General features: G+C 70.1%; 23 protein-coding genes. 10 read left to right on the top strand and 13 right to left on the bottom strand.

The features are described from left to right. Window positions 1-109: 109 nt before the first annotated feature. Window positions 110-613: a hypothetical protein gene (locus DMB66_RS05500; protein ID WP_125802904.1), complete on the bottom strand. Its 504-nt coding sequence runs from the start codon at window positions 611-613 to the stop codon at window positions 110-112. Between the two features lie 89 nt (window positions 614-702). Continuing rightward, a complete protein-coding gene (locus tag DMB66_RS05495) occupies window positions 703-1878 on the bottom strand; it encodes a CdaR family transcriptional regulator (protein WP_233624325.1) in 1176 nt (391 codons plus the stop codon). A gap of 95 nt (window positions 1879-1973) precedes the next feature. On the opposite strand from DMB66_RS05495, the gene DMB66_RS05490 reads away from it, so the two are divergent. Genes DMB66_RS05490 through DMB66_RS05480 form a run of 3 tightly spaced genes read left to right on the top strand, consistent with a single transcriptional unit; the run spans window position 1974 to window position 5551 of the window. Further along, window positions 1974-3032 carry a ferredoxin reductase gene (locus tag DMB66_RS05490; protein ID WP_125802902.1) on the top strand — a complete coding sequence of 353 codons (1059 nt, stop codon included), beginning with the start codon at window positions 1974-1976 and terminating at the stop codon, window positions 3030-3032. Window positions 3033-3074: 42 nt separating this feature from the next. Continuing rightward, window positions 3075-4283 carry an acyl-CoA desaturase gene (locus DMB66_RS05485; RefSeq protein ID WP_199752018.1) on the top strand — a complete coding sequence of 403 codons (1209 nt, stop codon included), beginning with the start codon at window positions 3075-3077 and terminating at the stop codon, window positions 4281-4283. A 23-nt stretch (window positions 4284-4306) separates the two neighbouring features. Beyond that, complete coding sequence (locus DMB66_RS05480; protein ID WP_125802901.1) at window positions 4307-5551, top strand: D-arabinono-1,4-lactone oxidase; 1245 nt, start codon at window positions 4307-4309, stop codon at window positions 5549-5551. Window positions 5552-5567: 16 nt separating this feature from the next. On the opposite strand, the gene DMB66_RS61025 is transcribed toward DMB66_RS05480, so the two are convergent. The 3 genes from DMB66_RS61025 to DMB66_RS05470 form a co-directional block, all read right to left on the bottom strand. Continuing rightward, window positions 5568-5738 (bottom strand): hypothetical protein, encoded by a 171-nt coding sequence (locus DMB66_RS61025; RefSeq protein WP_158647146.1) that lies wholly within the window; start codon window positions 5736-5738, stop codon window positions 5568-5570. 51 nt (window positions 5739-5789) lie between these two features. Further along, window positions 5790-6707 carry a transporter substrate-binding domain-containing protein gene (locus tag DMB66_RS05475; RefSeq protein ID WP_125802900.1) on the bottom strand — a complete coding sequence of 306 codons (918 nt, stop codon included), beginning with the start codon at window positions 6705-6707 and terminating at the stop codon, window positions 5790-5792. Between the two features lie 91 nt (window positions 6708-6798). Further along, window positions 6799-7500: an SDR family oxidoreductase gene (locus DMB66_RS05470; protein ID WP_125802899.1), complete on the bottom strand. Its 702-nt coding sequence runs from the start codon at window positions 7498-7500 to the stop codon at window positions 6799-6801. A 77-nt stretch (window positions 7501-7577) separates the two neighbouring features. On the opposite strand from DMB66_RS05470, the gene DMB66_RS05465 reads away from it, so the two are divergent. Further along, the gene (locus tag DMB66_RS05465; protein WP_125802898.1) at window positions 7578-8195 is read left to right on the top strand and encodes a TetR/AcrR family transcriptional regulator; all 618 of its coding nucleotides are present in this window, start codon (window positions 7578-7580) and stop codon (window positions 8193-8195) included. 186 nt (window positions 8196-8381) lie between these two features. Next, a complete protein-coding gene (locus DMB66_RS05460; RefSeq protein ID WP_125802897.1) occupies window positions 8382-9071 on the top strand; it encodes a uridine kinase in 690 nt (229 codons plus the stop codon). A gap of 53 nt (window positions 9072-9124) precedes the next feature. On the opposite strand, the gene DMB66_RS05455 is transcribed toward DMB66_RS05460, so the two are convergent. The 3 genes from DMB66_RS05455 to DMB66_RS05445 all read right to left on the bottom strand — a co-directional run bounded on the left by DMB66_RS05455 (window position 9125) and on the right by DMB66_RS05445 (window position 10937). Beyond that, window positions 9125-9862 (bottom strand): hypothetical protein, encoded by a 738-nt coding sequence (locus DMB66_RS05455; RefSeq protein WP_125802896.1) that lies wholly within the window; start codon window positions 9860-9862, stop codon window positions 9125-9127. A 232-nt stretch (window positions 9863-10094) separates the two neighbouring features. Then, a complete protein-coding gene (locus tag DMB66_RS05450; protein WP_125802895.1) occupies window positions 10095-10424 on the bottom strand; it encodes a hypothetical protein in 330 nt (109 codons plus the stop codon). Window positions 10425-10730: 306 nt separating this feature from the next. Next, window positions 10731-10937: a hypothetical protein gene (locus tag DMB66_RS05445; protein WP_125802894.1), complete on the bottom strand. Its 207-nt coding sequence runs from the start codon at window positions 10935-10937 to the stop codon at window positions 10731-10733. Window positions 10938-11119: 182 nt separating this feature from the next. Between DMB66_RS05445 and DMB66_RS05440 the strand changes: the two genes are divergently transcribed. The 3 genes from DMB66_RS05440 to DMB66_RS05430 all read left to right on the top strand — a co-directional run bounded on the left by DMB66_RS05440 (window position 11120) and on the right by DMB66_RS05430 (window position 13289). Next, window positions 11120-11899, top strand: coding sequence for a hypothetical protein (locus tag DMB66_RS05440; protein WP_125802893.1), 780 nt, complete (start codon window positions 11120-11122; stop codon window positions 11897-11899). A 159-nt stretch (window positions 11900-12058) separates the two neighbouring features. Beyond that, entirely contained in the window at window positions 12059-12508 is a 450-nt protein-coding gene (locus DMB66_RS05435) for an AAA family ATPase (RefSeq protein ID WP_233624324.1), read from the top strand. A gap of 295 nt (window positions 12509-12803) precedes the next feature. Continuing rightward, window positions 12804-13289, top strand: coding sequence for a hypothetical protein (locus DMB66_RS05430; RefSeq protein ID WP_125802892.1), 486 nt, complete (start codon window positions 12804-12806; stop codon window positions 13287-13289). 50 nt (window positions 13290-13339) lie between these two features. Here the strand turns inward: DMB66_RS05430 and DMB66_RS05425 are convergent, their stop codons facing one another. The 3 genes from DMB66_RS05425 to DMB66_RS05415 form a co-directional block, all read right to left on the bottom strand. Next, window positions 13340-14209 (bottom strand): hypothetical protein, encoded by an 870-nt coding sequence (locus DMB66_RS05425; RefSeq protein ID WP_125802891.1) that lies wholly within the window; start codon window positions 14207-14209, stop codon window positions 13340-13342. A gap of 29 nt (window positions 14210-14238) precedes the next feature. Then, complete coding sequence (locus tag DMB66_RS05420) at window positions 14239-15279, bottom strand: hypothetical protein (RefSeq protein ID WP_125802890.1); 1041 nt, start codon at window positions 15277-15279, stop codon at window positions 14239-14241. 224 nt (window positions 15280-15503) lie between these two features. After that, entirely contained in the window at window positions 15504-16904 is a 1401-nt protein-coding gene (locus tag DMB66_RS05415; protein WP_125802889.1) for a cation:dicarboxylate symporter family transporter, read from the bottom strand. A 110-nt stretch (window positions 16905-17014) separates the two neighbouring features. On the opposite strand from DMB66_RS05415, the gene DMB66_RS05410 reads away from it, so the two are divergent. After that, window positions 17015-18589, top strand: coding sequence for a sensor histidine kinase (locus DMB66_RS05410; RefSeq protein ID WP_125802888.1), 1575 nt, complete (start codon window positions 17015-17017; stop codon window positions 18587-18589). Between the two features lie 85 nt (window positions 18590-18674). Next, window positions 18675-19394, top strand: coding sequence for a response regulator (locus DMB66_RS05405; RefSeq protein ID WP_125802887.1), 720 nt, complete (start codon window positions 18675-18677; stop codon window positions 19392-19394). A 5-nt stretch (window positions 19395-19399) separates the two neighbouring features. On the opposite strand, the gene DMB66_RS05400 is transcribed toward DMB66_RS05405, so the two are convergent. After that, window positions 19400-21556 carry a transglycosylase domain-containing protein gene (locus tag DMB66_RS05400; protein ID WP_125802886.1) on the bottom strand — a complete coding sequence of 719 codons (2157 nt, stop codon included), beginning with the start codon at window positions 21554-21556 and terminating at the stop codon, window positions 19400-19402. 19 nt (window positions 21557-21575) lie between these two features. Further along, entirely contained in the window at window positions 21576-22571 is a 996-nt protein-coding gene (locus DMB66_RS05395; RefSeq protein WP_125802885.1) for a chlorophyllase, read from the bottom strand. Window positions 22572-22623: the final 52 nt, after the last annotated feature.

The following is a 22623-nucleotide window of genomic DNA, read 5'->3' as shown; positions in this document are numbered from 1 at the left end:
TTCTCCATCGTTATTTGAGGGCGGATAGCTCGATGACCTGGCACTCCGCTCCCCCGTTGGACTCATAGGTACCGCAATCGGCGACCCGGCGCCCGGCGGCTGTCAGGGATCAGACGACTCGATGGGCGTTCGGTGGACGGCGCTGCCGGGGCAGGTGGCCGGCGGCCAGGGCGGCGACCACCGCGGCGGCGAACGCCTCCCGGTCGCCGCGGGAATACCCGTGGTCGGTGGCCGCGTTGGTCGCCGCCGTCCACACCTCGCGCAACTGCACATGGTCGAAGGCCGGCACCGGGGTGTCCGGCACCTGCGCCAGCGCGTCGATGCGGGGCCGGCGCCACAGGTCCAGCAGCGCCGCGATCCGGCCCCGCCCGGCGGGCGCGGGCCTGGCCGCCGATTCCCCGGCGGCCAGCGAGACCACCGTCTCGGCGACGAAGCCGAGCACGAACGGCGCCCAGGTGCCCTGCCGGCCGCCGGGCGGCTCACCCGTCAGGGTCCAGGGCGCGATCCGGTACGCCTCCAGCACCGAAGCCACGTACGGCAGCTCGCCGGGCGCCAGCGCCGCCAGCACCTCCCGCACGACGTCCTGCCCGGTCCGCAACGAGTCGTCATCCACGGCACGCCCCCGTTCGTCGAGTTAGCGCTGACCATAGGCAGGCCGCGCGGGTCGGGACCACGGTGGTCATTCGTTCGAAGGACACCTGCTCACGCGGGGTCGGTGGTGGCCAGGGCCACGGTCAGCTGCAGCAGCCACTTGGGGTCGCGCAGGCGGTCGCCGTACAGCTCGCGCAGCCGGGTCATCCGGTAGCGGACCGTCTGGGGATGCACGAACAGCGCCGCCGCGACCTCGTCGCGCCGGCCCTGGTGCTGCAGCCAGGCGCGCAGCGTGTCGACCAGCTTGGCCGCCGACGGTTCCTTCTCGCCCGCGAGCGGGGCCAGCGCCTTGGCCCGCAGGTCGGCCAGGGCCTGCGGGTCGGCGGTCACCACCAGGGTGACCAGGTGATCCTCGGTGTCGACCACCGCCGACCCGGTGCCCGGCGCGAACCGGGAGGTCCGCACGGCCCGGGCCAGCGAGTCGCGGGCCTGCAGCCAGGGCCGGACCGGGCCGACGATCGCACCGCGCCCGGCCAGCAGGCGCATGAGATGCGCCCGGGACGGGCCCGCGGCGTCCGGGACCAGCAGCACCGATGTCTCGTCCGGGCCGGCCTCGGCGACCTGCAGGGTGCGGGCGTCGAGCAGGTCGAGCACCGAGCGGGCGAACGGCTCGGGCACCAGCACCGCGGTGAGCGTCCGCGGCGGCACCCATTCCGCCCGTTCGGCCGCCGCGGTGACCACGTGCGCGGGCTCGCCGGCGAGCAGGTCCTGGGCGAGGCGGTCCAGGTGCCGGCGGCGGGCCCGGCCCGAGGTCGCCAGCTCGTCCGCGTGCCCGGCCACGCTGGCCGCGGAGAGCTCGTCGATGTACGCGAAGACCTGCTCGGCGAAGTGCGCGATGGTGGCGGAGCCCTGCCCGGCCCCGACGCTGATCGCCGCCAGCTCCCGCCAGGCGACCCGCGCCCCGAGCCGGTACGCCGCCAGCAGCGCGTCCAGGCTGCGCCCGTTGCGCGCCTCGCCCCGGCCCAGCGCGTACGCGGCCTCCAGCGCGGGGGTCAGCGGCGAGCCCCGGCCCTTGCCGGCCGAGCGGGACACCAGGTTCAGGAAGGTGGCCAGCGCCGCCCGGACCGCCTTCTCGATCTGCGGGCCGAGCTCTCCGGCGTAGGCCTTCGCGTACGCCGGCACGCCCTCGGTGATCGCCTCGACGGTCTGCGCGGCGACCGCCGGCAGGGCGTGCCGCAGCGGCGCGACCGCCTCTGCGGACAGGCGGAACTCTTTCACATCGCTCACTTCGACCCCTTTTTGTTCGCTTCGAACAATACCTCGCCCGGAAATTCCCTTGACCCGGTCAGGCATTTAGGTCGAGATCAACGCAGGCTTGTCCCATGGCGGTGACTCAAACCCTGCGATCGGGCGCTTGGCGCGTCGTGGAACTCATCACGACCCCCGTAGTGCCGGCCGACTACCTCGACGTGGTCGCGCCACTGCGCAACGCGAGCGTGCTGCGTGCCCGGATCGAGGCGGTACGCCCCGAGACCCGCGACGCGGTCACCCTGGTGCTGCGTCCGGGCCGCGGCTTCCGCCGGCACGAGCCCGGCCAGTACGTGCGGATCGGCGTCGACGTCGACGGCGTACGGCTCTGGCGCGCGTACTCGGTGACCAGCGCTCCCGGCCGGCTCTCGGTGACCGTCAACGCCGTCAAGGACGGCGCCGTCAGCAACCACCTGATCCGCAACGCCAAGCGCGGCATGCTGGTCAACCTCGACCAGCCGGCCGGCGAGTTCACCCTGCCGGCCACCCGCCCGGAGAAGGTGCTGTTCGTGACCGCGGGCAGCGGCATCACCCCGGTGATGGGCATCCTGCGCAGCGCCCTGCACGGGCTCGGCGACGTGGTGCTCGTGCACTCGGCGCCGCAACGCGAGGCCGTCGTCTTCGGCGACGAGCTGCGCGCCCTGGCCGCCGACGGCCGGATCCGGCTCGTCGAGCGGCACACCCGCGCCGACGGGCGGATCACCCCGGCGGAGCTGGCCGCCCTGGTCCCGGACCTGGCCGAGCGGCAGACCTGGGCCTGCGGGCCCAACGCGATGCTCGACGACCTGGGCGCGCACTTCGCCGAGGCCGGCATCTCGCAGCAGCTGCACGTCGAGCGGTTCCGGCCGACCGTGATCGCCACCGGTGACGGCGGCAAGGTCACCTTCGGCCGCTCCGGCACCGTCGTCGACGCCGGCGGCAGCACGCCGCTGCTCGACGCCGGCGAGGCCGCGGGCGTGCTCATGCCCTCCGGCTGCCGGATGGGCATCTGCTTCAGCTGCGTCCTGCCGATGACCTCCGGTGCCGTGCGTGACCTGCGCGACGGCTCCATCACCACCGCCGTCGAAGGCGACAACGTCCTGGTGCAGACCTGCGTGTCGGCCGCCGCCGGCAACTGCCACCTGGACCACTGAACCCCGCTCCCGCTCCCGTTCCATGAGAAATTGAGGACCGCCGTGACGACCCTGCAGCGCAAGAGCGTGAACCCGATCGCGCACCTGACACCCGAGGACATCGAGGCCATCGGCCGCGAGCTGGACGCCCTGCGCGACAAGATCGTGGCGAGCCGCGGTGAGAGCGACGCCAAGTACATCCGCAAGGTGATCAGCGTGCAGCGCCGGCTCGAGCTCGCCAGCCGCGCGGTCCTGCTCGTCTCGATCTTCCCGCCGGCCTGGCTGCTCGGCACGGCCGGCCTGTCGGTTGCCAAGATCCTCGAGAACATGGAGATCGGGCACAACGTCATGCACGGCCAGTGGGACTGGATGCGCGACCCGAAGATCCACTCGACCACCTGGGAATGGGACAACGCGTCGCCGTCCGAGCAGTGGAAGCACTCGCACAACGAGCTGCACCACACGTACACCAACGTGATCGGCAAGGACAACGACCTCGGCTACGGCATCATGCGCGTCGACGAGCAGCAGCGCTGGGCCCCGATCCACCTGGGCCAGCCGCTCTGGAACTTCGTCAACGCCTGCTTCTTCGAGTACGGCATCGCCGCGTACGACCTGGAGCTGGGCAAGAACCTCAAGACCAAGAAGCGCCGCCAGTCGCCGCAGTTCAAGGCCCGGCTCAAGCAGGTCCGCAACAAGATCGGCAAGCAGGTGCTGAAGGACTACGGCGTGCACCCGGCGCTGTCCGCGCTGACCGGCTCCTGGCTGACCACGATCGCCGCCAACGCGGTCGCCAACCTGGTCCGCAACCTCTGGACCCACTCGGTGATCATGTGCGGCCACTTCCCCGAGGGCGTCGAGACCTTCGAGCGCACCTCCATCGAGGGTGAGACCCGCGGCGAGTGGTATCTGCGCCAGATGCTCGGCTCGGCCAACATCGACGGCAACCGGGCGATGCACATCATGACCGGCAACCTGTCGTACCAGATCGAGCACCACCTCTTCCCCGACCTGCCGAGCAACCGCTACCAGGAGATCGCGCCGCAGATCCGCGACCTGTTCCAGCGGTACGGCCTCTCGTACACCAGCGGCTCGCTGCCCCGGCAGGTCGGCTCCGCCTGGTACAAGGTCTTCCGGCTCTCGCTGCCCAACCGCGGCGAGGCCAAGGCCCTGGCCGACGGCCCCCGGCCGGTCAACACCCGCAAGAAGACGCCGGCGACCCGCTGGCAGCGCCCGGCCACCGAGGCCGAGCCGGTGGTCGTCAACTCCTGACCGGGAGCGCCTAGGCTGGTCCGGTGAGCAACGTGGTGAAGAACTGGGCCGGCAACATCACCTTCGGCGCCCGCCGGCGGCACCTGCCCAGGTCCGTGGCGGAAGTGCGGGACCTGGTCGCGGCCGGTGGGCCGCTGCGCGTCCTCGGCAGCGGCCACTCCTTCAACCGGATGGCGGACACCACCGGCGACCTGGTCGATCTCCTCGGGCTGCCGCGGATCGTGGAGATCGCCGCGGACCGCCGCACGGTCCGGGTCGACGGTGGCATCCGGTACGGCGAACTGGCCGACCGGCTGGACTCCGAAGGCCTGGCGGTGCACAACATGGCGTCGCTGCCACACATCTCGGTCGCCGGCGCGGTCACTACGGCCACCCACGGCTCCGGGGTCGGCAACGGCAACCTGGCCACCTCGGTCGCGGGCATCGAGCTGATCCGCGGCGACGGCGAGCTGGTGACACTGCGGCGCGGCGACGCCGGCTTCGACGGCGCGGTGGTGGGCCTGGGCGCCCTGGGCGTGGTCACCGCGCTGACCCTGGACGTGGTGCCCGCCTTCGAGCTCCGCCAGTACGTCTACGACGACCTGCCGCGCGCCTCGCTGGAGGAGCACCTGCCGGAGATCCTCGCGGCGGGTTACAGCGTCAGCCTGTTCACCAACTGGGCGAGCGAGGACATCAACCACGCCTGGTTCAAGCGCACCGAGCCGATGCCGGAGGGCCCCTACTTCGGCGCCCGCCCGGCGGACGGCCCCCGCCACCCGGTGCCGGGAGTGCCGGCCGACAACAGCACCGAGCAGTTCGGGGTGCCCGGGCCGTGGCACGCCAGGCTGCCGCACTTCCGGATGGAGTTCTCCCCCAGCACGGGCGCCGAACTGCAGTCGGAGTGGATGGTCCCGCTCGACCGGGCCCTCGAAGCGATCGACGCGGTGGCCCGGGTCCGGGAGCGGATCGCCCCGGTCCTGCAGGTCAACGAGCTCCGCACGGTCGCCGCCGACGACCTGTGGCTGAGCATGAACTACCAGCGCGCCAGCCTGGGCCTGCACTTCACCTGGATCGCCGACACCGCTGCGGTGCTGCCTGCGGTGGCCGCGGTGGAGGAGCAGCTCGCGCCGCTGGAGCCACGCCCGCACTGGGGCAAGGTCTTCACCCAGGACGCGGCGACGGTGCGCGGTCGTTACCCCCGCTTCGCGGACTTCCGGGCCCTGGCTCAGCAGCACGACCCGGCGGGCGTGTTCCGCAACGCCTGGCTCGACGACATCCTGGGGACGTGAGCGTTCATTCGTGGCTCTACCGGCAGGCGGAGCTGCCGGCAGTCCCCGGAGCGTCGGCCATGAGCGGATTGTGCCAGTCGCCTTGGACCGGACCGAGAATAACTTGCAGGTTGTTGGCGTAGGCGGCCGCGAAACCGTCATCCTGGTTGAGGAACTCGTTGATGGTCTCGGTGAGCGCGGCGCACACCTTCGGGTGATTGTTACGAATGGCGACGCCGTACCCCTGCAGGTCGTTGCTTCACTGCTTGTCGCCGGCCGGTGGCGGGCCGGGATCGAGAATGTATCCCTCCGGGTCGACGTCCCGCGCCTGGTATTCGTTTCCGTCGAGAATCTTGAGATTCGTGTCGGACGCGCGCAGCAAACTCCAGTCGGTCGCGACATAGAGCGTCTGGTTATCGTTCTTGCGAAATTCGTCGATGCACTCGACCGTCTTCTGCCGGGTTTCGATGACCGCGAACTTGCGCTTGAAATACTGTCGCTGGAACCGGCCCGCGGCGCTCGTCGCGGTCGTTCCGGTCGCGTAGCAGAGCTTCGCCTGCGAGGGGGAGACCTTCTTCGCCGCGTTCATCCAGACGCCGGTGGTGTCGACGAAGTACGGCCCGGCCAGGTCCACCCGCTGGGCCCGGTCCGGCCGAATCGTGAAGGTCGCGATGACCAGGTCGACCTCGTTGTTCTCCAGCATCTCCAGGCGATCCCGGCCGAGCGTCGACTTGTCTTTCCAGGTCGTACCGTACTTCCTGGCGATGAAGTCGGCGAGTGCGCCGTCGAAGCCGTTTCCCGACCCGCCCCGGTTCCAGCCGTCGAGGGACCCGGCGGGAAAACCCACCCGCAATTCCTTGCCGAGATAGATCCGTGGATCGTCGTCGGTCCTGTCCCGCCACGGCGTCATGACCGCCAGCACGCCCATACCGAGCAGAACCAGCAGGCACAGGCTGCCGTTGAGCACCAGGCGCCGCTGTGTGATCACGGCGTCTCGAATCGGAGCATTGAGCAGAAAGCTGCCGAGGAAGACGGCGGCAGGAACCACCCACGCGAGTATCTCGCCACCATCCTCGAAGGTGAGATGGAGCCGGATCCCGAAGAGGATTCCGGCCACCGTCGGCGCCAGCCAGAAAGATCGCTGCAGATATTTTCTCGTCGTCTCGTCCAGAGTCACGGCCGCCCACGATAGGGAGGGACCGAGGGCCGCCGCCGCACCTCCTGTGCGGCAACGACGAGGTAGGTCCTCCGGAGTCGCTCTGCAGCAGTTACTGCTGGTGGATGGCGTCGAAGACGGCCTCCGGGTCGGTGCGCTCGACGGCCATCCGCCACGCGGTCTCGGCGATCGCGTCCGGGTCGAGGGTGGGCAACTGGTGGCCCTGCTCGGTGAGCATCCGGTGGATGTCGCCGCCGATGACCAGACCGCCGATCGTCAACGCCCCGACGTAGACGCCGCGGTCGGCGAGTGCGGCATGCAGCGTGAGGACGTACATCCGCAGGGCCGCCGACGCGGGAGCGAGGTTGCCCAGCATGGGCATCGGGTGCAGCCCGCTCAGGCCGCTCGGGAAGAGCAGCGTGCCTTCGCCCCGGTCGAGCATCGCCGGCAGCACGGCCGAGACGAGGTGCACCGCGGGTGTGAGCAGGTTTTCCAGCGGCTCGCGTACGTCGTCGGCGTCCGCCGCTGGCAGCGGCACGATGCCCCGGCTGCCGGCCACCGCTGGTCCGAAGTAGACAGTGTCGAGCGGGCCGAGGTCATCGGCGATCCGCGCGACCACGTCCCGCAGAGCGGCCGGGTCGGTGAGGTCGGCAGCATAGGTGCGGGACTTGACACCGGCGGCGGCCAGGCCGGCGCGGTAGGTCTCGTGGCGCGTGTCCGACCGGGAAACCAGCGCCACGTCGTGGCCCTCCCGGCCGAATCGACGGGCTATCGACAGGCCCAGGCCGGGTCCCACACCAAGAACAGCAATCACCAGGATCTCCCTAAGTTGAGGATTTCCTCAACTTACGCACAACCTGAGGGCATCGTCAACTTCGGTAGAGTGTGCCCATGACCCGGCCGACACCGCTACGCCGCGACGCGCAACGCAACCGCGAGCGGCTCGTCTCGGCCGCCCGTGAGGTGTTCGCCGAGCGTGGGCTCGACGTCGCCCTGGATGAGGTCGCCCGTCGGGCCGGCGTGAGCATTGGCACGCTCTACAACCGCTTTCCCACCCGCACCGACCTGGTGGCGGCCGTGTTCGCCGACCGCGAGGAGACGGTCATCCGAATCGCCGAGTACGCGCTGTCCATGCCCGACGCATGGGCCGGATTCGCGCATCTCGTCGAGCAGATCTGCCGCATGCAGGCCGCCGACCGCGGCTACAACGACCTGTCCGCTCGCCGGGTGCCGCAGGCCGCCCCGCCGCGTGGCCATGCCCTCATGACCGAGATCCTCGCCCGCGCTCGGGACAGCGGCGCCCTGCGCGCCGACTTCGTCCTCGAGGACATGGCGTTCGTGACCTGGGCGATCGCCCGCACGATCGAGGCGACCGCGAGCGTCAGTCCGGACGTCTGGCGGCGGCACCTCGCGTTCATCCTCGACGGCCTGCGCGCCCCCGCCGCCCATCCGCTCCCCGTGCCCCCGCTGCAAGCCGAGGAGGTCGCCCGGATCATGCGCGACTGCTGACCACAACTCAAGGGCCAAGGCCGGGAAGTTGGTCAGGTCGTGCGGTGGTGTTCGTAATGGAGTAGGACGAGGGCTGCGGCGACGATGTCGCCGATCTTCCAGGGGCAGAGTATGGGATCGAGGTGGGAAAATCCTTCCCCAACTGGTGTGTGCCGTGCCCATGCGACCTCTGGCATCATCGCGTCGATGACCACGATCCGGCAGCAGGTGCTCGGCGAGGTGGCCGACCGGATCCTCGCGTTGCGGCTGCGTCACCCGGCACGCGTGGGGATCGACGGCCACTCCGCAGCCGGCAAGACGACCCTGGCCGACGAACTGGCCGCGGCCCTGCGCGCGAAGACGGCGCGACCCGTGCTCCGGGTCACGATCGACCACTTCAAACGGCATGTCGACCGGCGTACCCGATATCCGCCCGGCTCGCCGGAGAGCTACTACTTCGAGATGTTCGACGTCGACGCGATCCGCGACGAGTTGCTGGTGCCGCTCGGTCCGGGCGGCAGCCGTCGCTACCGCAGCCAGATCATGGACTTCAGCGGTCTTACGCCCATCGACTCCGGCGTGCATGTGGCCCCGGACGACGCGATCCTGGTGGCGGACGGCGGATTCCTGCAGAAGCCCGTCCTGTCACGACACTGGGACTTGCGCATCTACCTGCACATCGAGTTGGCCGAGGTGCTGCGCCGCGGCACGATCCGCGATCAGGCGTGGATGGACTCGGCCGAGGCGGCAGCTGTGCGGTACAGCACCTACTACATTCCCGGCGAGGAGCTCTACCTGGCCGAGATCCGCCCGGCCGAACGAGCCGACATCGTCATCGACAACCACGACTTCGACGCACCCCGCATCATGCGCGGCCTTCCCAACCAAGGTCATTAGTTGCTGACCGTTGGCGCCGACCCCGGATGATCTCTCCGTACCGCGAGCGTCGTTCACACCCCCTGCGGGTAGCCATTCGTCAGCTGGAGCTTGTATTCCTTGGCAAGACCTTCGACGAACGCGCGGACGCTCTCCTCCCCGGTGGCCCACACCCGCTGGACCAGATCCGACGCTTCGTCGACGGCCCCGCGGTTGAGTAGCAGTGCGGCGAGCACACTGCGGGACCTGTTCTCCAGCAGCGCGGCGCCACGCCGCAGCACCTCCTCGGCTTCTGCCTCACCGTTCGGAGCGGCCAGCAACAGCGCGCCCAGCAACGCCAATGCGCTGGAGTCATCGGCAGCGAGCCGCCGACACCGCGTGACCGCGTCGGCCGACTCGCCGGGCTCGCCGAAATCGCGCAAAAATGATCCGTATCCGAGCATCGAGTGGACGTCGCCGGCGTCGATGCCCCGCCGGTAGAGCTCTCGAGACTCCACGCTGTCACCGAGCCGAGCACGGAGCATGGCCAGCGACGACAGCGACGACAGGTCACCGGCCGCAATCGCCGCGCGGTACACCGCCTCCGTCGCTGCCAGATCCTCGCGAACGCCCGGCCAGTTGACCACCAACCTGACAGCGCCGTGGTCGCCGGCCTCGGCGGCCTGGCGATACAGCGCCAGTGCCTCATCCGGCAGGCCCGCTGCCAGCAGGCCATCGCCCACGGCCAGGAGGAACGAGATGGCCCTCCGTCGTGACATCTCCCGGAACGCAGCCGTCGCACAACCTCTTGCGAGCGCGTCTGCCACAGTCATCCCACCGAGCATGGCCCGAAACGCCGTGGCGCCGATCCTCAGCCCGTGCAGCCAGCCCGCAGCCAACTCCTGGCACCACCTCATGGCGGCCCGCCCACCCGAAAGAGGCCTCACATCATCGATGGTCCCAGGCGGACGCATCCCGCCGTCCAGCATCGATCTGGGCCTCGGCGAACCCGTCTCGGCGTCCTCCACTCTGTACGTGGCACGTGATGGGGGCCGCTGCCGAGAGCTAAGGTTTCCCGGCGTGCTCGTCTGAGTGAGCTGGCAGGGGCGGGCGGTGCCGCCGGTGGTGCAGCCAGCTACGGATCCGGCGTAGTTCACCGATGGCAATGAGGAAGAGCGCGGGCCAGATCAGGTGCACCCAGCCGCCGCCCAGCAGAGCTGCGGCACCGAGCAGGGCCAGACCGCCGCTCTCCACCAACACCAGTCGAGCGGGCGTGCCGGTGGTGTCGCGGGCGTCTGTGCCGCCGTGAAGCAGCAGGGTCGCGCCGCGCAACAGCCCGAGTCCTCCGATCCCCAGTGACACCCAGCCCGCAAGCGTGGCAAACCAGTCGGGCACCGCGGCTCCTTCGCCGTCCTTGTCGCTGCGTTGGTCGAAGGTGGGCCGGACCGGGTGGCTGCCCACCCGGTTGGGTGATCAGCAGCGCGGGTCTGGACGCACTTGCCACGATATCTGGATCTGCCGCGCAGCACATGCGAGGCGCCACGGGCATAGGGGCATACCGATGAAAGACGTGGGCCGTGATTCCAACGATGGACCGGGCTGACCCGAAGGGCCGGAAGAACGCCTCGAAGTTCTCGAAGCGCTCGACCTCGCGGCCGGCGAACCAGATGACCGGCCGCGGCTCGGGCGCGGACATCACCGTTATGAAGACGTCGATGGCCACCGGCGACCAGCCGATCGGAAAAGATCCTCCACCACGACCCCCGCGTCCTCCAGGACGTCGGGTTCGAGGTACGAGATCACCTCGAGCGCCTCGTCGAACTCCGCACCGAGCAGCTCGGACGTACCGAACAGGCCGAAGCTGTGCAGCAACTCGGGCCAGCCGTCGGCGTGCCGCAGGAATCGCACATACTGACTGTCGAGAGCGTCGGCCCTCCGACCGGATGGCACGACGGCGAAGCGAGCATGCTGCACGGTGTGGCCGGACCCCACGTCATCGGCTGCGAGACGGCTGGGTCGTCGAGTGGGTGGCGCCGGCGTCCGCGGAAATGTCGTGGGCATCGACAGGTTCGATGCCGCATCATCGTTTGGTGACCTGGTCCGGCCTTGACCTGTTGGCGTCCTTCGCCCCGGACGAACGCGCGCTGCTGGGCTGGGTGGCCCCGCAGCTGGACACCGCCTCGCTCGACGAGATCGCCGCGGCCGACTACGGCGCCCACGTGCGGGAGTATCGCCAGGAGCTGACCGAACTGCTGCACAGCCCTTGGCTGCCCGACGAGCTCACCTGGAACCCGGGCGAGGTGCTGGCCTTGACGCGATCGGCGACGCCCGCCGGCCGACGCGACCACCTCAAGCGGCTGTTCGCCTGCATGTTCCTGGTCCGGGCGGCGACCCTCGGGGCCGACCCGGTGGGCTCCCTCGCCCCGCTAGTGGACTCGGCATGGAAACTCGGAGAGCCGGCCCGCGGTGTCACAGTGCGCTTTCTGGCCTGGTGCCGGCTGAACCTACCGGGCGACTGGCGCGATGACCCGTCCTCGGCGATGTTTCTGACCCTGTCGCTGCTGCTGCTGCTGCTGTCGGCGGAAACGGCCGTCTCAGCGGCGTTGGCCGCCATGCTGCTCGAGGAACTGGACACCGTGCTGACCGACCCGGACCTGCCATGGCGGAAGCGTCCCCGGTCACCGCTGTTCACCCGCCGCCCCAGCGACTCCGCCAACACCCGCCGGCTGTTCTCAGCCCTCGTGACGCGCTGCCTGGTCGACAACCCCGCACTCGTCGATCCCCGCCTGACCGCGCTGGGCAAGGCCCTCAACGGCGACACCGCCACCCCGATCGACGAACTCCGCGCACAGTTCACCGCCACGACGTAGTTCGAGTGCTGAGCACAGCGGCCTCGGTCGGCCATTCGCATCGGACACCGCCCTTGCTCAACGTGGCAAGGATTGCCTGCATGATGCCGAGATGAGGACGCGCACGAACCGGATACCTCGCCGCGCGTTCGGGCCCTCAACGGATTTTAGAATGGTGGTGTGGCGCGAGTATTGGTAACGGGTATGTCCGGTGCGGGTAAGAGCACGCTGCTCGATGAATTGTCGCGTCGCGGTTACCAAGCCGTCGACACCGACTACGACGGTTGGACATTGCCGGACGGCACCTGGGACGAGCCACGCATGGCAGCCTTGCTCGCCGGGCGGGGCGAGGTTGTCGTATCGGGAACGGTGGAGAACCAGGGCCGCTTCTACGATCGGTTCGAGCACGTCGTCCTGCTCAGCGCGCCGCTCACCGTCCTTCTCGACCGCACAGCACGGCGATCGAACAACCCGTACGGGAAAACAGCGGAGCAGGCGGCAGAGATCGAGCGTTACGTTGACGAGGTCGAACCGTTGCTCCGCCGCGTTGCCACTGCGGAGCTCGACGGCCGACGTCCGGTGGAGGAGCTCGCCGAGATAGTCGAGCAGTTGCTCGCCGCGACATCCTGATCTGCCGCGTTGAGGCAACCGCCGCTACGAAGCATGGGCCCCATGATCGCAGCGCTGGTTACGGGCAGCATCGCTTGCGCGGTCGTAGCGCTCCGTCCGGCCCTGCCCCAGGGCCGGACGCGCCCTGGTGCGAGGCCGCGGCTGTTACGGCGCCACAGAAGAAGGCGCCGAGGTACGCAGCCCTCGACATCAGGCACAGCAGGTTTCGGGAGGGCTGCCGTCCTCATGTCGTCGAGGATCGCCGTCGGCCTACGTGTCATGGCATGCGCCAGAGGTCCCGTTCGGCTGGCGGGAGATGCGCTCGCGACCGTCCATTATGCTCGTCTGTGTGACTCTGCGAGCACGGTTTCTGATGGCGCCCACCCTCGCACTCATGCTGACGGGCTGCGGCGGGAGCGGCGATGGTGCCACGCCGGAGGACGCCCTTCAGGCGCTCGCCGCAGCGGCCAACGACTCCGACGATGACGCTGTCGCGGCGCTGATCTGTCCCGAGGCACGCGCCGGCGACAAGACGATCGCCGAGACGAAGGCGCTGGCCAATGAGGCCGACCCGGCGCTCGACGATTTCGGCTACGACCTGACGGCCGGCTCGGTCACCGACCAGACCGACACGACCGCGGTCGGCACCATCACGGTCGACGTGAAGGGCACCGACGACGCTTCCCCTGCCGGTCGGCAATTTCTCGACTCGGCCGGCGCGCCCCGCCCGATCAGCCTGCTGCGCGAGAACGGCCGGATCAACCTGGTCAAACGCGACGGCGAGTGGCTGGCCTGCGAATAGCCAGATCGACGAACCGGCGCGAGGCGCGCGCTAGCCGGGCGGCTTCCCCGTCACGCCTCGTTCGCTCGGTCAGGTGGGAACAGCTGGCGTAGCGCCGGGCCGATGGCCAAGGCGAGCATGCCCTTGTCCGCACTGTACAAATCCCTGTTGACTACGCCCATCACGACGTGGGCCGAACTCGCGGTTGCGGACGCGTCCATGAGATCGGCTTCGGACAGATCGGAGAGTAGCCGCCGTACCAGTGCACCCTCACCCCATGTCGCCTCGCAAGGCGCGGAAAGCCGGCCGAGCCAGGACAACAGGGCCATCGCCCGGTCGACCGGCGAAGGCATCGCGGCGGTGAGCCGGCGGCGGGCGTCGTCCACCTGCGCGTCGGGAAGCTCGCCCGCCTGCCGGCCCGATACATCCGACAGCATGGGGTGCAGCACGTCGGGCACGCCGCGCTCGGCCAGGTACGGCAGGCCTGCCTTCCCCGCGGGCCGAAACTGCGGGCGCCCTTCGTACAGATTCAGCCGGTCGATCAGGGGCGCCTCGAACATCGCCAACTGATGGGGCACGCCGTGCTCGGCGAGGAACAGATGGAATCCCGCCGGATCCGCGACGGTCAGGTCGTTGCGCAATCGCGACCGGTCCCAGCTCACCGAGCCGTAGCCGTGAATGCTGGCACTGGCGAGCGCCTGCCCCGAGGCATCGCGGACGACAACGGTCGGACCACCATGACAACGACAGATGTCGCCGGTGAGACGGCCAGCCGTGACCAACGTCCGCAACGCGTCGACCGATGACGCACTTCGTATCTCGGCCAGCACGGCACGGCGGGCGAGAGGACCATGGTTCTCGCCCCCCGCAACGATCTGGACGACGTGAGCCTGTGACCAGACATCGCCGAGCCGCTCCCTGATCAGCACCCCGGCATCCACCGGGCAATCATGGCAGCCGCGGAACGCGGTCAGTCCGTGACGGTCGGGGCCGTCTTCGCGGCCTGGCGCAGGTCGGCCGCCTCAGCCGCGTACGGGTTGTAGGTGTAGCCCCGCGCCAGCTCCCCCGGCACGGTGAAATACTCGGCGGACAGCTTCGCCGGGTCGGTGGCGATCTCGCCGCGCCCCGGCAGGTCGTCGCCGTCGTCCCAGCCCCATGGTGCGTTCGCCGAGTTCGTGCCGCAGGAGTAGGTGCCCACGCCGCAGTCGCCGGAGTTGTCGCCCGCGAAGGTGCCGAGGTTGGCGAACAGGCCGGCGTTGTCGCGCTGGGCCCAGAGGCCGCCGGCGGCGAAGATGTCGATCAGCTCGTACCGCACGTCGCGGTCGTTGGTGCTGCTCGGCGTCTCGCCCTGGGTCGACGGGTAGTAGATCAGGCCGTCGCCGTTGATCGCGTACTGCGGGTAGGCCTTGAGGCCGTGGCCCTGCACCTCCTGCGCGGTGACCGGGTGCTGGAACGAGTCGTGCGGCGACGATTGCAGCTGCAGCGTGCCGTCGACGGTCTCCCGGCCGGTGGTCCAGGTGCTGCCGCTGGGCGTGTACGAGTAGAAGCTCGTGTGCGCCACGGTGACCGCGGAGCGCAGGATCCCGTACGTGGAGCCGTCCTTCTGGATCGCGAGCAGCACGCCCTCGCCGTCGTTCTCGTGCTCGGTCTCGAAGAACGGGTGGTCGACCCAGTCGCGCGGGTGGAAGAAGAAGTAGGTGATGTACCAGTGCGTGCCGGTCTCGGCTACGGAGTAGTACGCCGCCGCCGAGAACGACGCGCCGGACTGCGCGGCCCGGTCCCAGTTGTTGCGGCCGGCCCAGTCGCCGTCGAAGTCGACCTTGGTGAGGTAGTCCGATCTGCCGCCCAGCGCGTGGCTGCCGGTGGCGTCGACGTCCTGGTAGTGGATGGGCGCCCAGCGCAGCGCCAGTTCGGCCCGGCCGATCGCCGCGCCGGCGGGTGCCGGTGCGGCGAGGCCGATGGACACCAGCGCTGTCGACAGCGCGGCCGCGATCCTGCTTCTCCCGGGCATGTGTGCTCCCACGATCCGAAGTAGATAGATAGTGGGCAATTTATGAGATCGACGATGGTCTGTACATGACGAAGCCGCGACCCCCGGGTGGCCGCGTGCGGAAGAGCCGGAGATATGGCCACTCCGCCGCGCCTGGGGCAATTGGGGTAGGCGCGGCGGAGTGGCGATCAGGGCGGGCTCAGCTGGGTGAGCCCGCGGCTACGGGCGGCCGGGAAGCCGCGGGCTCAGCTGGGCGAGCCCGCGGTGACGGGCGGCGGGGAAGCGGCCGGCGGGCCGGCTTGCGCGTCCGGCGCGTCGTCGTGCTCGTCGAGCATCGTCGCCTCGTCGAACGGGTCCCCGCCGGCGAGCACCGTCAGGGCGCGATCCCGGTCGAACTCGCGGGTCCAGGTGCCGACCAGCACGGTGGCGACCGCGTTGCCGGCGAAGTTGGTCAGCGCCCGGGCCTCGGACATGAACCGGTCGATGCCGACGATCAGGCCGACGCCGTCGAGCAGCTCCGGGCGGTGGCTCTGCAGGCCGCCGGCCAGCGTGGCCAGTCCCGCGCCGGTGACCCCGGCGGCGCCCTTGGACGCGATGATCATGAAGACCAGCAGGGAGATCTGCTCGCTCACCGACAGCGGGTCACCGACCGCCTGGGCGACGAACAACGACGCCATGGTCAGGTAGATCGCCGTGCCGTCCAGGTTGAACGAGTACCCGGTCGGCACGGTGATCCCGACGACCGGCTTGCTGACGCCGACGTGCTCCATCTTGGCGATCAGCCGGGGCAGCGCCGACTCCGAGGAGGAGGTGGAGACGATCAGCAGGAACTCCCGGCCCAGGTAGCGGAACAGGCTGATGATGTTGATCCGGGCGACCACCCAGAGCAGCGTGCCGAGGATGACGAAGACGAAGATCGCGCAGGTGGCGTAGAAGCCCAGCATGATCTGCGCGAGGCTCTTGAGCGCGTCGATGCCGGTCGCGCCGACCACCGCCGCCATCGCGCCGAACGCGCCGATCGGGGCCAGCCACATGACCATCGCGAGTACCTTGAACACCAGCCGCTGCAGCTGGCCGACGGCGCGCAGCACCGGCTCGCCGCGCGAGCCCATCGACTGCAGCGCGAAGCCGACCAGCAGGGCCACCAGCAGTGTCTGCAGCACCTTGCCCTCGGTCAGCGCCGAGAACAGCGAGGTGGGGATGATGCCGAGGATGAAGTCCGCGGTGCCCTCGCTCGCGGTGTCACCGACGGCCTTCTGGCCGGCCGCCGCGACGTCGGGGCTCAGGTTCAGGCCGGAGCCCGGGTGGATCAGGTTGCCGACGACCAGGCCGATGGCCAGGGCGACGGTCGACATGGTCAGGAAGTAACCGAGTGCGAGCCCGCCCACCTTGCCGACCTTCGCGGCCTGGCGGACGGAGCCGACACCCAGCACGATCGTGCAGAAGATGACCGGGCTGATCATCATCTTGATGAGGTTGACGAAGCCGGTGCCGATCGGCTTCAGCTCCACCGCGAAGTCGGGCACGAGGAAACCGACGGCGATGCCGAGGAGGACGGCGACGATCACCGCCAGATACAAGTAGTGGGTACGGTCCCGCTTAGCCCCCGGGGTCGGGGCGGGCGGGGCGGGGCTCAGGCTCTCCATGCCGGAAACTGTGTCCCAGGTCTCACCACGGAGCATCATTGCGTTCATTCTGTTCACCACGCCGAAACGCGACGACCAACGACGGGAAACATGCCGAGGAGACGACGCCCATGAGGCGACGCTGGAGTATCGCCGGGCAGCTCTTCGCGCTGCAGGTCCTGGTCGTCACGCTGCTGGTGGCCGGCGGGACCACCGGTGCCGTGCTGCTCGCCCGCCGCGACGCGCGCGAGGCCGCGGTCGAGGAGGTGAGCGCGGTGGCCGAGACCATCGCCCGGTCACCCATGGTGGTCGACGCGCTGCGCTCGGCGGATCCGTCGGCGACGCTGCAGCCGTACGCGGAATCCACCCGGATCGCCACCGAGACCGACTTCGTCGTCGTGATGGCCACCGACCGCACCCGGTACACCCACCGCAACCCGCAGCTGATCGGGCAGAAGTTCGCCGGCTCGGTGGCCGGCGCGCTGGCCGGCGGGACGGTCGTGGAGGAATACACCGGCAGTCTCGGTGAATCGGTGCGCACCGTGGTGCCGGTGCGGGCCGCCGACGGCACGATCGTGGGCCTGGTGTCGGTCGGTATCACCACCGAGGCGATCAACCGTAAGCTGTTGGGTCAGGCGCCGACGGTGGCGCTCGCCACGGTGGCCGCGCTGCTGCTCGCCGCAGCGGGAGCCTGGCTGCTCAGCCGCCGGCTGCGCCGGCAGACCCACGGCCTCGGGCCGGCCGAGATGACCCGGATGTACGAGTACTACGACGCGGTGCTGCACGCCGTACGGGAGGGTCTGGTGGTGGTCGACCGCGACGGCCGGGTGACGCTGATCAACGACGAGGGCCGGCGGCTGCTCGGGCTCGCCGACGACGCGCCCACCGACCGCCCGATCGCGGAGCTGGACCTGCCCGCCGAGGCCGCGGCGCTGCTCACCTCCCGCCGGGCCACCGTCGACGAGCCGGTGCTGGCCGGGGACCGGGTGCTGGTGGCGAGCCAGCGCGAGACCCGGTTCGAGGGGCGCACCGTCGGTACCGTGCTGACCCTGCGCGACCACACCGAGCTGCGCGCGCTGACCGGCGAGCTGGACTCGGTGCGCGGGCTCACCCAGGCGCTGCAGTCGCAGGCGCACGAGGCGGCGAACCGGCTGCACACGGTACTGACCCTGGTCGAGCTGGGCCGGCCCGACGAGGCGATCCGGCTGGCCACCGACGAGCTGGCGCTGGCCCAGCAGCTCACCGACCAGGTGGTCGGCGCGCTCACCGAGCCGGCCCTGGCCGCGCTGCTGCTGGGCAAGTCCGCGCAGGCCAGCGAGCGGGGCGTGGAGCTCACCGTGGACGACGCCTCGCGGGTCGAGGGCGAGCCGCTGCCGAGCCGGGACCTGCTCACCGTCGTCGGCAACCTGGTGGACAACGCCCTGGAGGCGGTCGCGGCGGCGGCGCCGCCACGCCGGGTGCGGGTGCTGGTCCGCGAGCAGGACGGCGCGGTGCTGGTCCGGGTCACCGACACCGGTCCGGGAATGTCCGCCGAGCAGGCCGCCGCGGCGTTCCGCCGCGGCTGGACCACCAAGTCCGGGCAGGGCCACGGGGTCGGGCTCGCCCTGGTGCGCCAGGTCGCCGAGCGGTACGGCGGCAGCTACGACGTCGCCCCGGCCACGGGCGGCGGCGCGGTCCTGACCGTCCGGCTCCCGGTACCGTCATGACCGCCTGCACCGAGCGGCACCCAGCCGCACCGAACGACGGCCTCGCAGGCGAGGGCCAGAAGGGCATGACCCAGGTGGCACCGTCATGACCGGGCCGGGCGGCGTGCCCGCGCGGCCGGCGGGGGCGGCTATCCGGGTGCTGGTGGTCGACGACGAGCCGCTGATCGCCGACGCGCACCGGGCGTACACCGAGCGGATCGCCGGCTTCGAGGTCGTCGCCGTCGCGCACACCGCCCAGGACGCGATGTCCGCGCTGCGGGGCGGCGCGGTCGACCTGGTGCTGCTGGACCTGAACCTGCCCGACAAGCACGGCCTGGAGATCGCCCGGGCGCTGCGGGCGGCCGGCAGCGGCACGGACGTGCTGGCGGTGACCTCGGCGCGGGACATCGCGATGGTCCGCGCCGCCGTCGCCCTCGGCGTGACGCACTACCTGCTGAAACCGTTCACCTTCGCGGCCTTCCGCGACAAGCTCGACCGCTACGCGCAGTACCGCAGCCAGCTGCGCGACACCGGCGAGGTCGCCGCCCAGCACGAGATCGACCGGGTGCTGGCCACGCTGCGCGGCGCCCCGCAGGACTCGCTGCCCAAGGGGCTCGATGCCCGTACCCTCGATCTGGTCCTGGCCGCGCTCCGGGCGGTGACCGGCCCCGCCGGGCTCTCCGCCGCCGAGGTCGCCGCCGTCATCGGGGCCTCCCGGGTCACCGCGCGCCGCTATCTGGAGCACCTGGCCGACGGCGGCCGGGTGGTCCGCAGCTCCCGCTACGGCGGCCCGGGCCGGCCGGAGGTCGAATACCGGCCGGCCTAGGCGGCTCAGGGCGTCTTGAATTCCTCTTCCGGCTTGTCCTGCATGTAGTCGGCCACCGTGCGGTAGACAGCCGGGTTGACGATGCCGTGCGACATCCGGTCGGTGTGCTCGGGCCAGTCGGGGTTGACCAGGTAGCCGGCCACCACGAGCTGCTGGGTGCCGACCACCAGGGAGGCGGTCTTGTCGTTGTCGGTGGTGCCGGACTTGCCGAAGACCGGGTGGCCGACGACCCGGCGGGCGTTCGGCTCGGTGGCGCCGCCGCAGCTGCCGAGCTGCGCGCGGTCGCCGAGCGGGCAGCGGGCCGCGTCCAGCGCCTTGCGGGCGACGTCCTTGCTGGTGGCGCGGTTGCACTTGGGCTGGCCGATGTCGACCTTCTTGCCGTCCTGGGTGTATATCTGCTGGATCGGTGTGGGCGCGCAGTACATGCCGTCACCGGCCAGCGTCGCGTAGGCGTTCGCGATGTCCAGCGGGGTCGACGCCGAGACGCCGAGCGTGAAGGCACCCCACTGGTTCGCGGACTCCTCGTTGTTGGCCATGTCCGCGTCGTTCTTCGACCGGAACTGGACCCCGAACCGCTTCGCCACGTCGACTACGTTCTCCGCGCCGACCTTCTCCTGCAGCGGCACGAAGTACGTGTTCACCGAGCGGCCGAAGCCGGTCCACATGTTGGCCGGCCCGGCCTGGCTCGGCGAGGAGTTGCCGGGGCAGTAGAAGTGCGTGCCCGGGCAGGCCGCGTCGGAGCTCGGCGAGATGATGTAGTTGGACTTGTACCGCTCCGGGGCGTTGATCGTGTAGCTCGGCTCGAGGCCGCTCTCCAGCGCCGCGACCATGGTGAACATCTTGAAGACCGAGCCGGCCTGGTAGCCGTTGATGTCGCCGCCGCCGGTGATGATCGGGTTGGTGGTGTTCGGGTAGGTGCCGCGGATGCCGTCGGCCGCCTTGCGCGGGTCGGAGGAGATCTTGTTCTGCGGATCGGTGGGGCTGTCCAGCTTGTACTTGCGGTTCGCCGCGAGCGTGCGCACCCGGCCCGAGCCGGGCTCGACGCCGGCCAGCAGCAGCGCGTTGCGGTTGGTGTCCTTGATCTGCTTGGTGATCTCCTCGCGGGCGGCGCTCTGCGCCTTGACGTCCAGCGAGGTCACGATCCGGTAGCCGCCGGTCTTCAGCTGCCGCTCCCGGTCGTACGCGGTCTTGCCCAGCGCCGGCTGGCTCAGCCACCAGCGGTAGAAGTAGTCGCAGAAGAAGCCCCAGTTGTTCTTCGCGACCGAGACGCAGCCGTTGCCGGGCCGGTTGGTGGTCTTGCCGAGCTTGACGGCCTTGGCCTTGGTGGCCGCCGCGGGCGTCAGGTAACCCAGGTCCCGCATGTTGTCGATGATGTAGTTGCGCCGGTCCAGCGCCTGCGGATAGCCGCTGGCGGTGGTCGGGTCGAACGAGGTCGGCGCCTTGACCATGCCGGCCAGCAGGGCCGCCTCGGCGACCGAGAGATCCTTGGGCTTCTTCTTGAAGTACACCTGGCTGCCGGCGTAGACGCCGTACGCGCCGTTGCCGACCGGGGCGATGTTCAGGTAGCGCTCGAGGATCTGTTGCTTGGTCAGCTCCTTCTCGAGCTGCAGCGCGTACTTCATCTCCGAGAGCTTGCGTTCCGGAGTGTCCTTGGTGGCGTCGATGGCGTCCTGCGGGGTCTTCGCCGAATACGCCAAGGTCATCCGGACCAGCTGCATCGTCAGGGTCGAGGCGCCCTGCTTGTCGCCGCCCTGCTTGTTGTTCACGAAGGCGCGGGCGACACCCTTGAGGTCGACCCCGTTGTGCTTGTAGAACTGGTGGTCCTCGGCGGCGACGATCGCGTTCTGCATGTTGACCGAGATGTCCTTGAGCGGGACGTCGCTGCGGAACTCGTCGTACATGACCGCGAGCTGGGTCTTGTTGTCCGCGGCGAACACCCGCGTCACCTGCGGTGCCGTCTGCTGCTCCAGCTCACCGGGCAGCTGCGCGAACGTCTCCGATCCGGCCTTGGCCGCCAACCCTGACATAGCGACGGCGGGGAACGAGGCAGCGGCGACCACGACGCCCGCCAGCAGGCCGCAGATCAACAGTGATCCGGCGCTGGCGAACTTGTTCCGGTCGCGGGGAGGCGTTGGGGAGGTCACTCGAAACAGGTTAGCCATGAAGATCCGAAGGTGCCTCTCAGAGGTCGGTCTCGAGAGTGGCCACCTCGCCGGTCTGCGCGGCGGCCGGAACCCGGGCCTTGGCGGTACTGTCACCGTACAGCGCCCAGCGTAGGAACTCGGTCGACGTGCCGGTAGTGGCCTCGAAGTCGGCCGCCTTCGTGACGTGCCCGCCGTCGGTGATCGACAGCATCGCGCGTGACCAGGGAACGGCCGCGAAGACGGTGTGCCCGGCGCGGTAGGTGACCGTGTTGTCCTTGCGGCCGTGCACGAAGAGCATCGCCGCGGACGGGCCGGTGAAGGGTGCGCCCTGGAAGTCCGTACCGGCCAGCACTACGCCCGCTTTGAGACGTTCATCACGATGCGCGCTGAACAACCCGACGGTGGTGATTCCCCCGCCGGAGTGACCCGCCGCGGCGAGCCGGTTCGGGTCGATGATCGCGCCGAGCGGGTCGGTCAGGGCGAGCAGCGAGTCGAGCACCGCGGAGGCGTCCAGCGGCTGGTTGACGATGTCCAGGGCGTCGAAGTCGGCGGCGCCGTACGAGGTGCGCGGGTACTTCGGGCCGGCCACCACGAAACCGGCCTGAGCCCAGCGCGAGAGCATCGCGGCGTAGTCCTCCGGCTGCGAGGTCAGCCCGTGGCTGAACAGCACCACCGGGAACCGGCCGGCGGCGGCCGGCGCGCCGTCGACCGGCGCCGGGCTGCTCGGCGCCGCACCGGCGGCCGGATACCAGACCGTGGTCGGCACCGGGCGGTCCGCGCCGCGGGAGAACTGCAGGACCCGCTTGCCGACCGCGAAGGAGCCGGCCGGGGCGGTGCCCGGTGGCGGCGTGTACGGCGCCGTCACATTCTGCGCCGCCAGCGACGACGCGGTCGTGGAGGCGAGGATCGGGGCGGCCGAGGCGGACGCGGTGGTCGCACCGGACATGCCGATGTCGGTCTCCGCGGTGCACGCCGTCAGGGCCCCGGCGCCGGCGGTGGCGGCCAGTCCGGCCAGCAGGGTCCGTCTACGCATGGTCACCATCTTGCGGCACGAACCTGTGCTGACCTTGAGAAACACCCGAGCC

The organism is Actinoplanes sp. ATCC 53533, from assembly GCF_003947245.1.
This window is presented reverse-complemented; position numbering and strand designations above follow the sequence as displayed.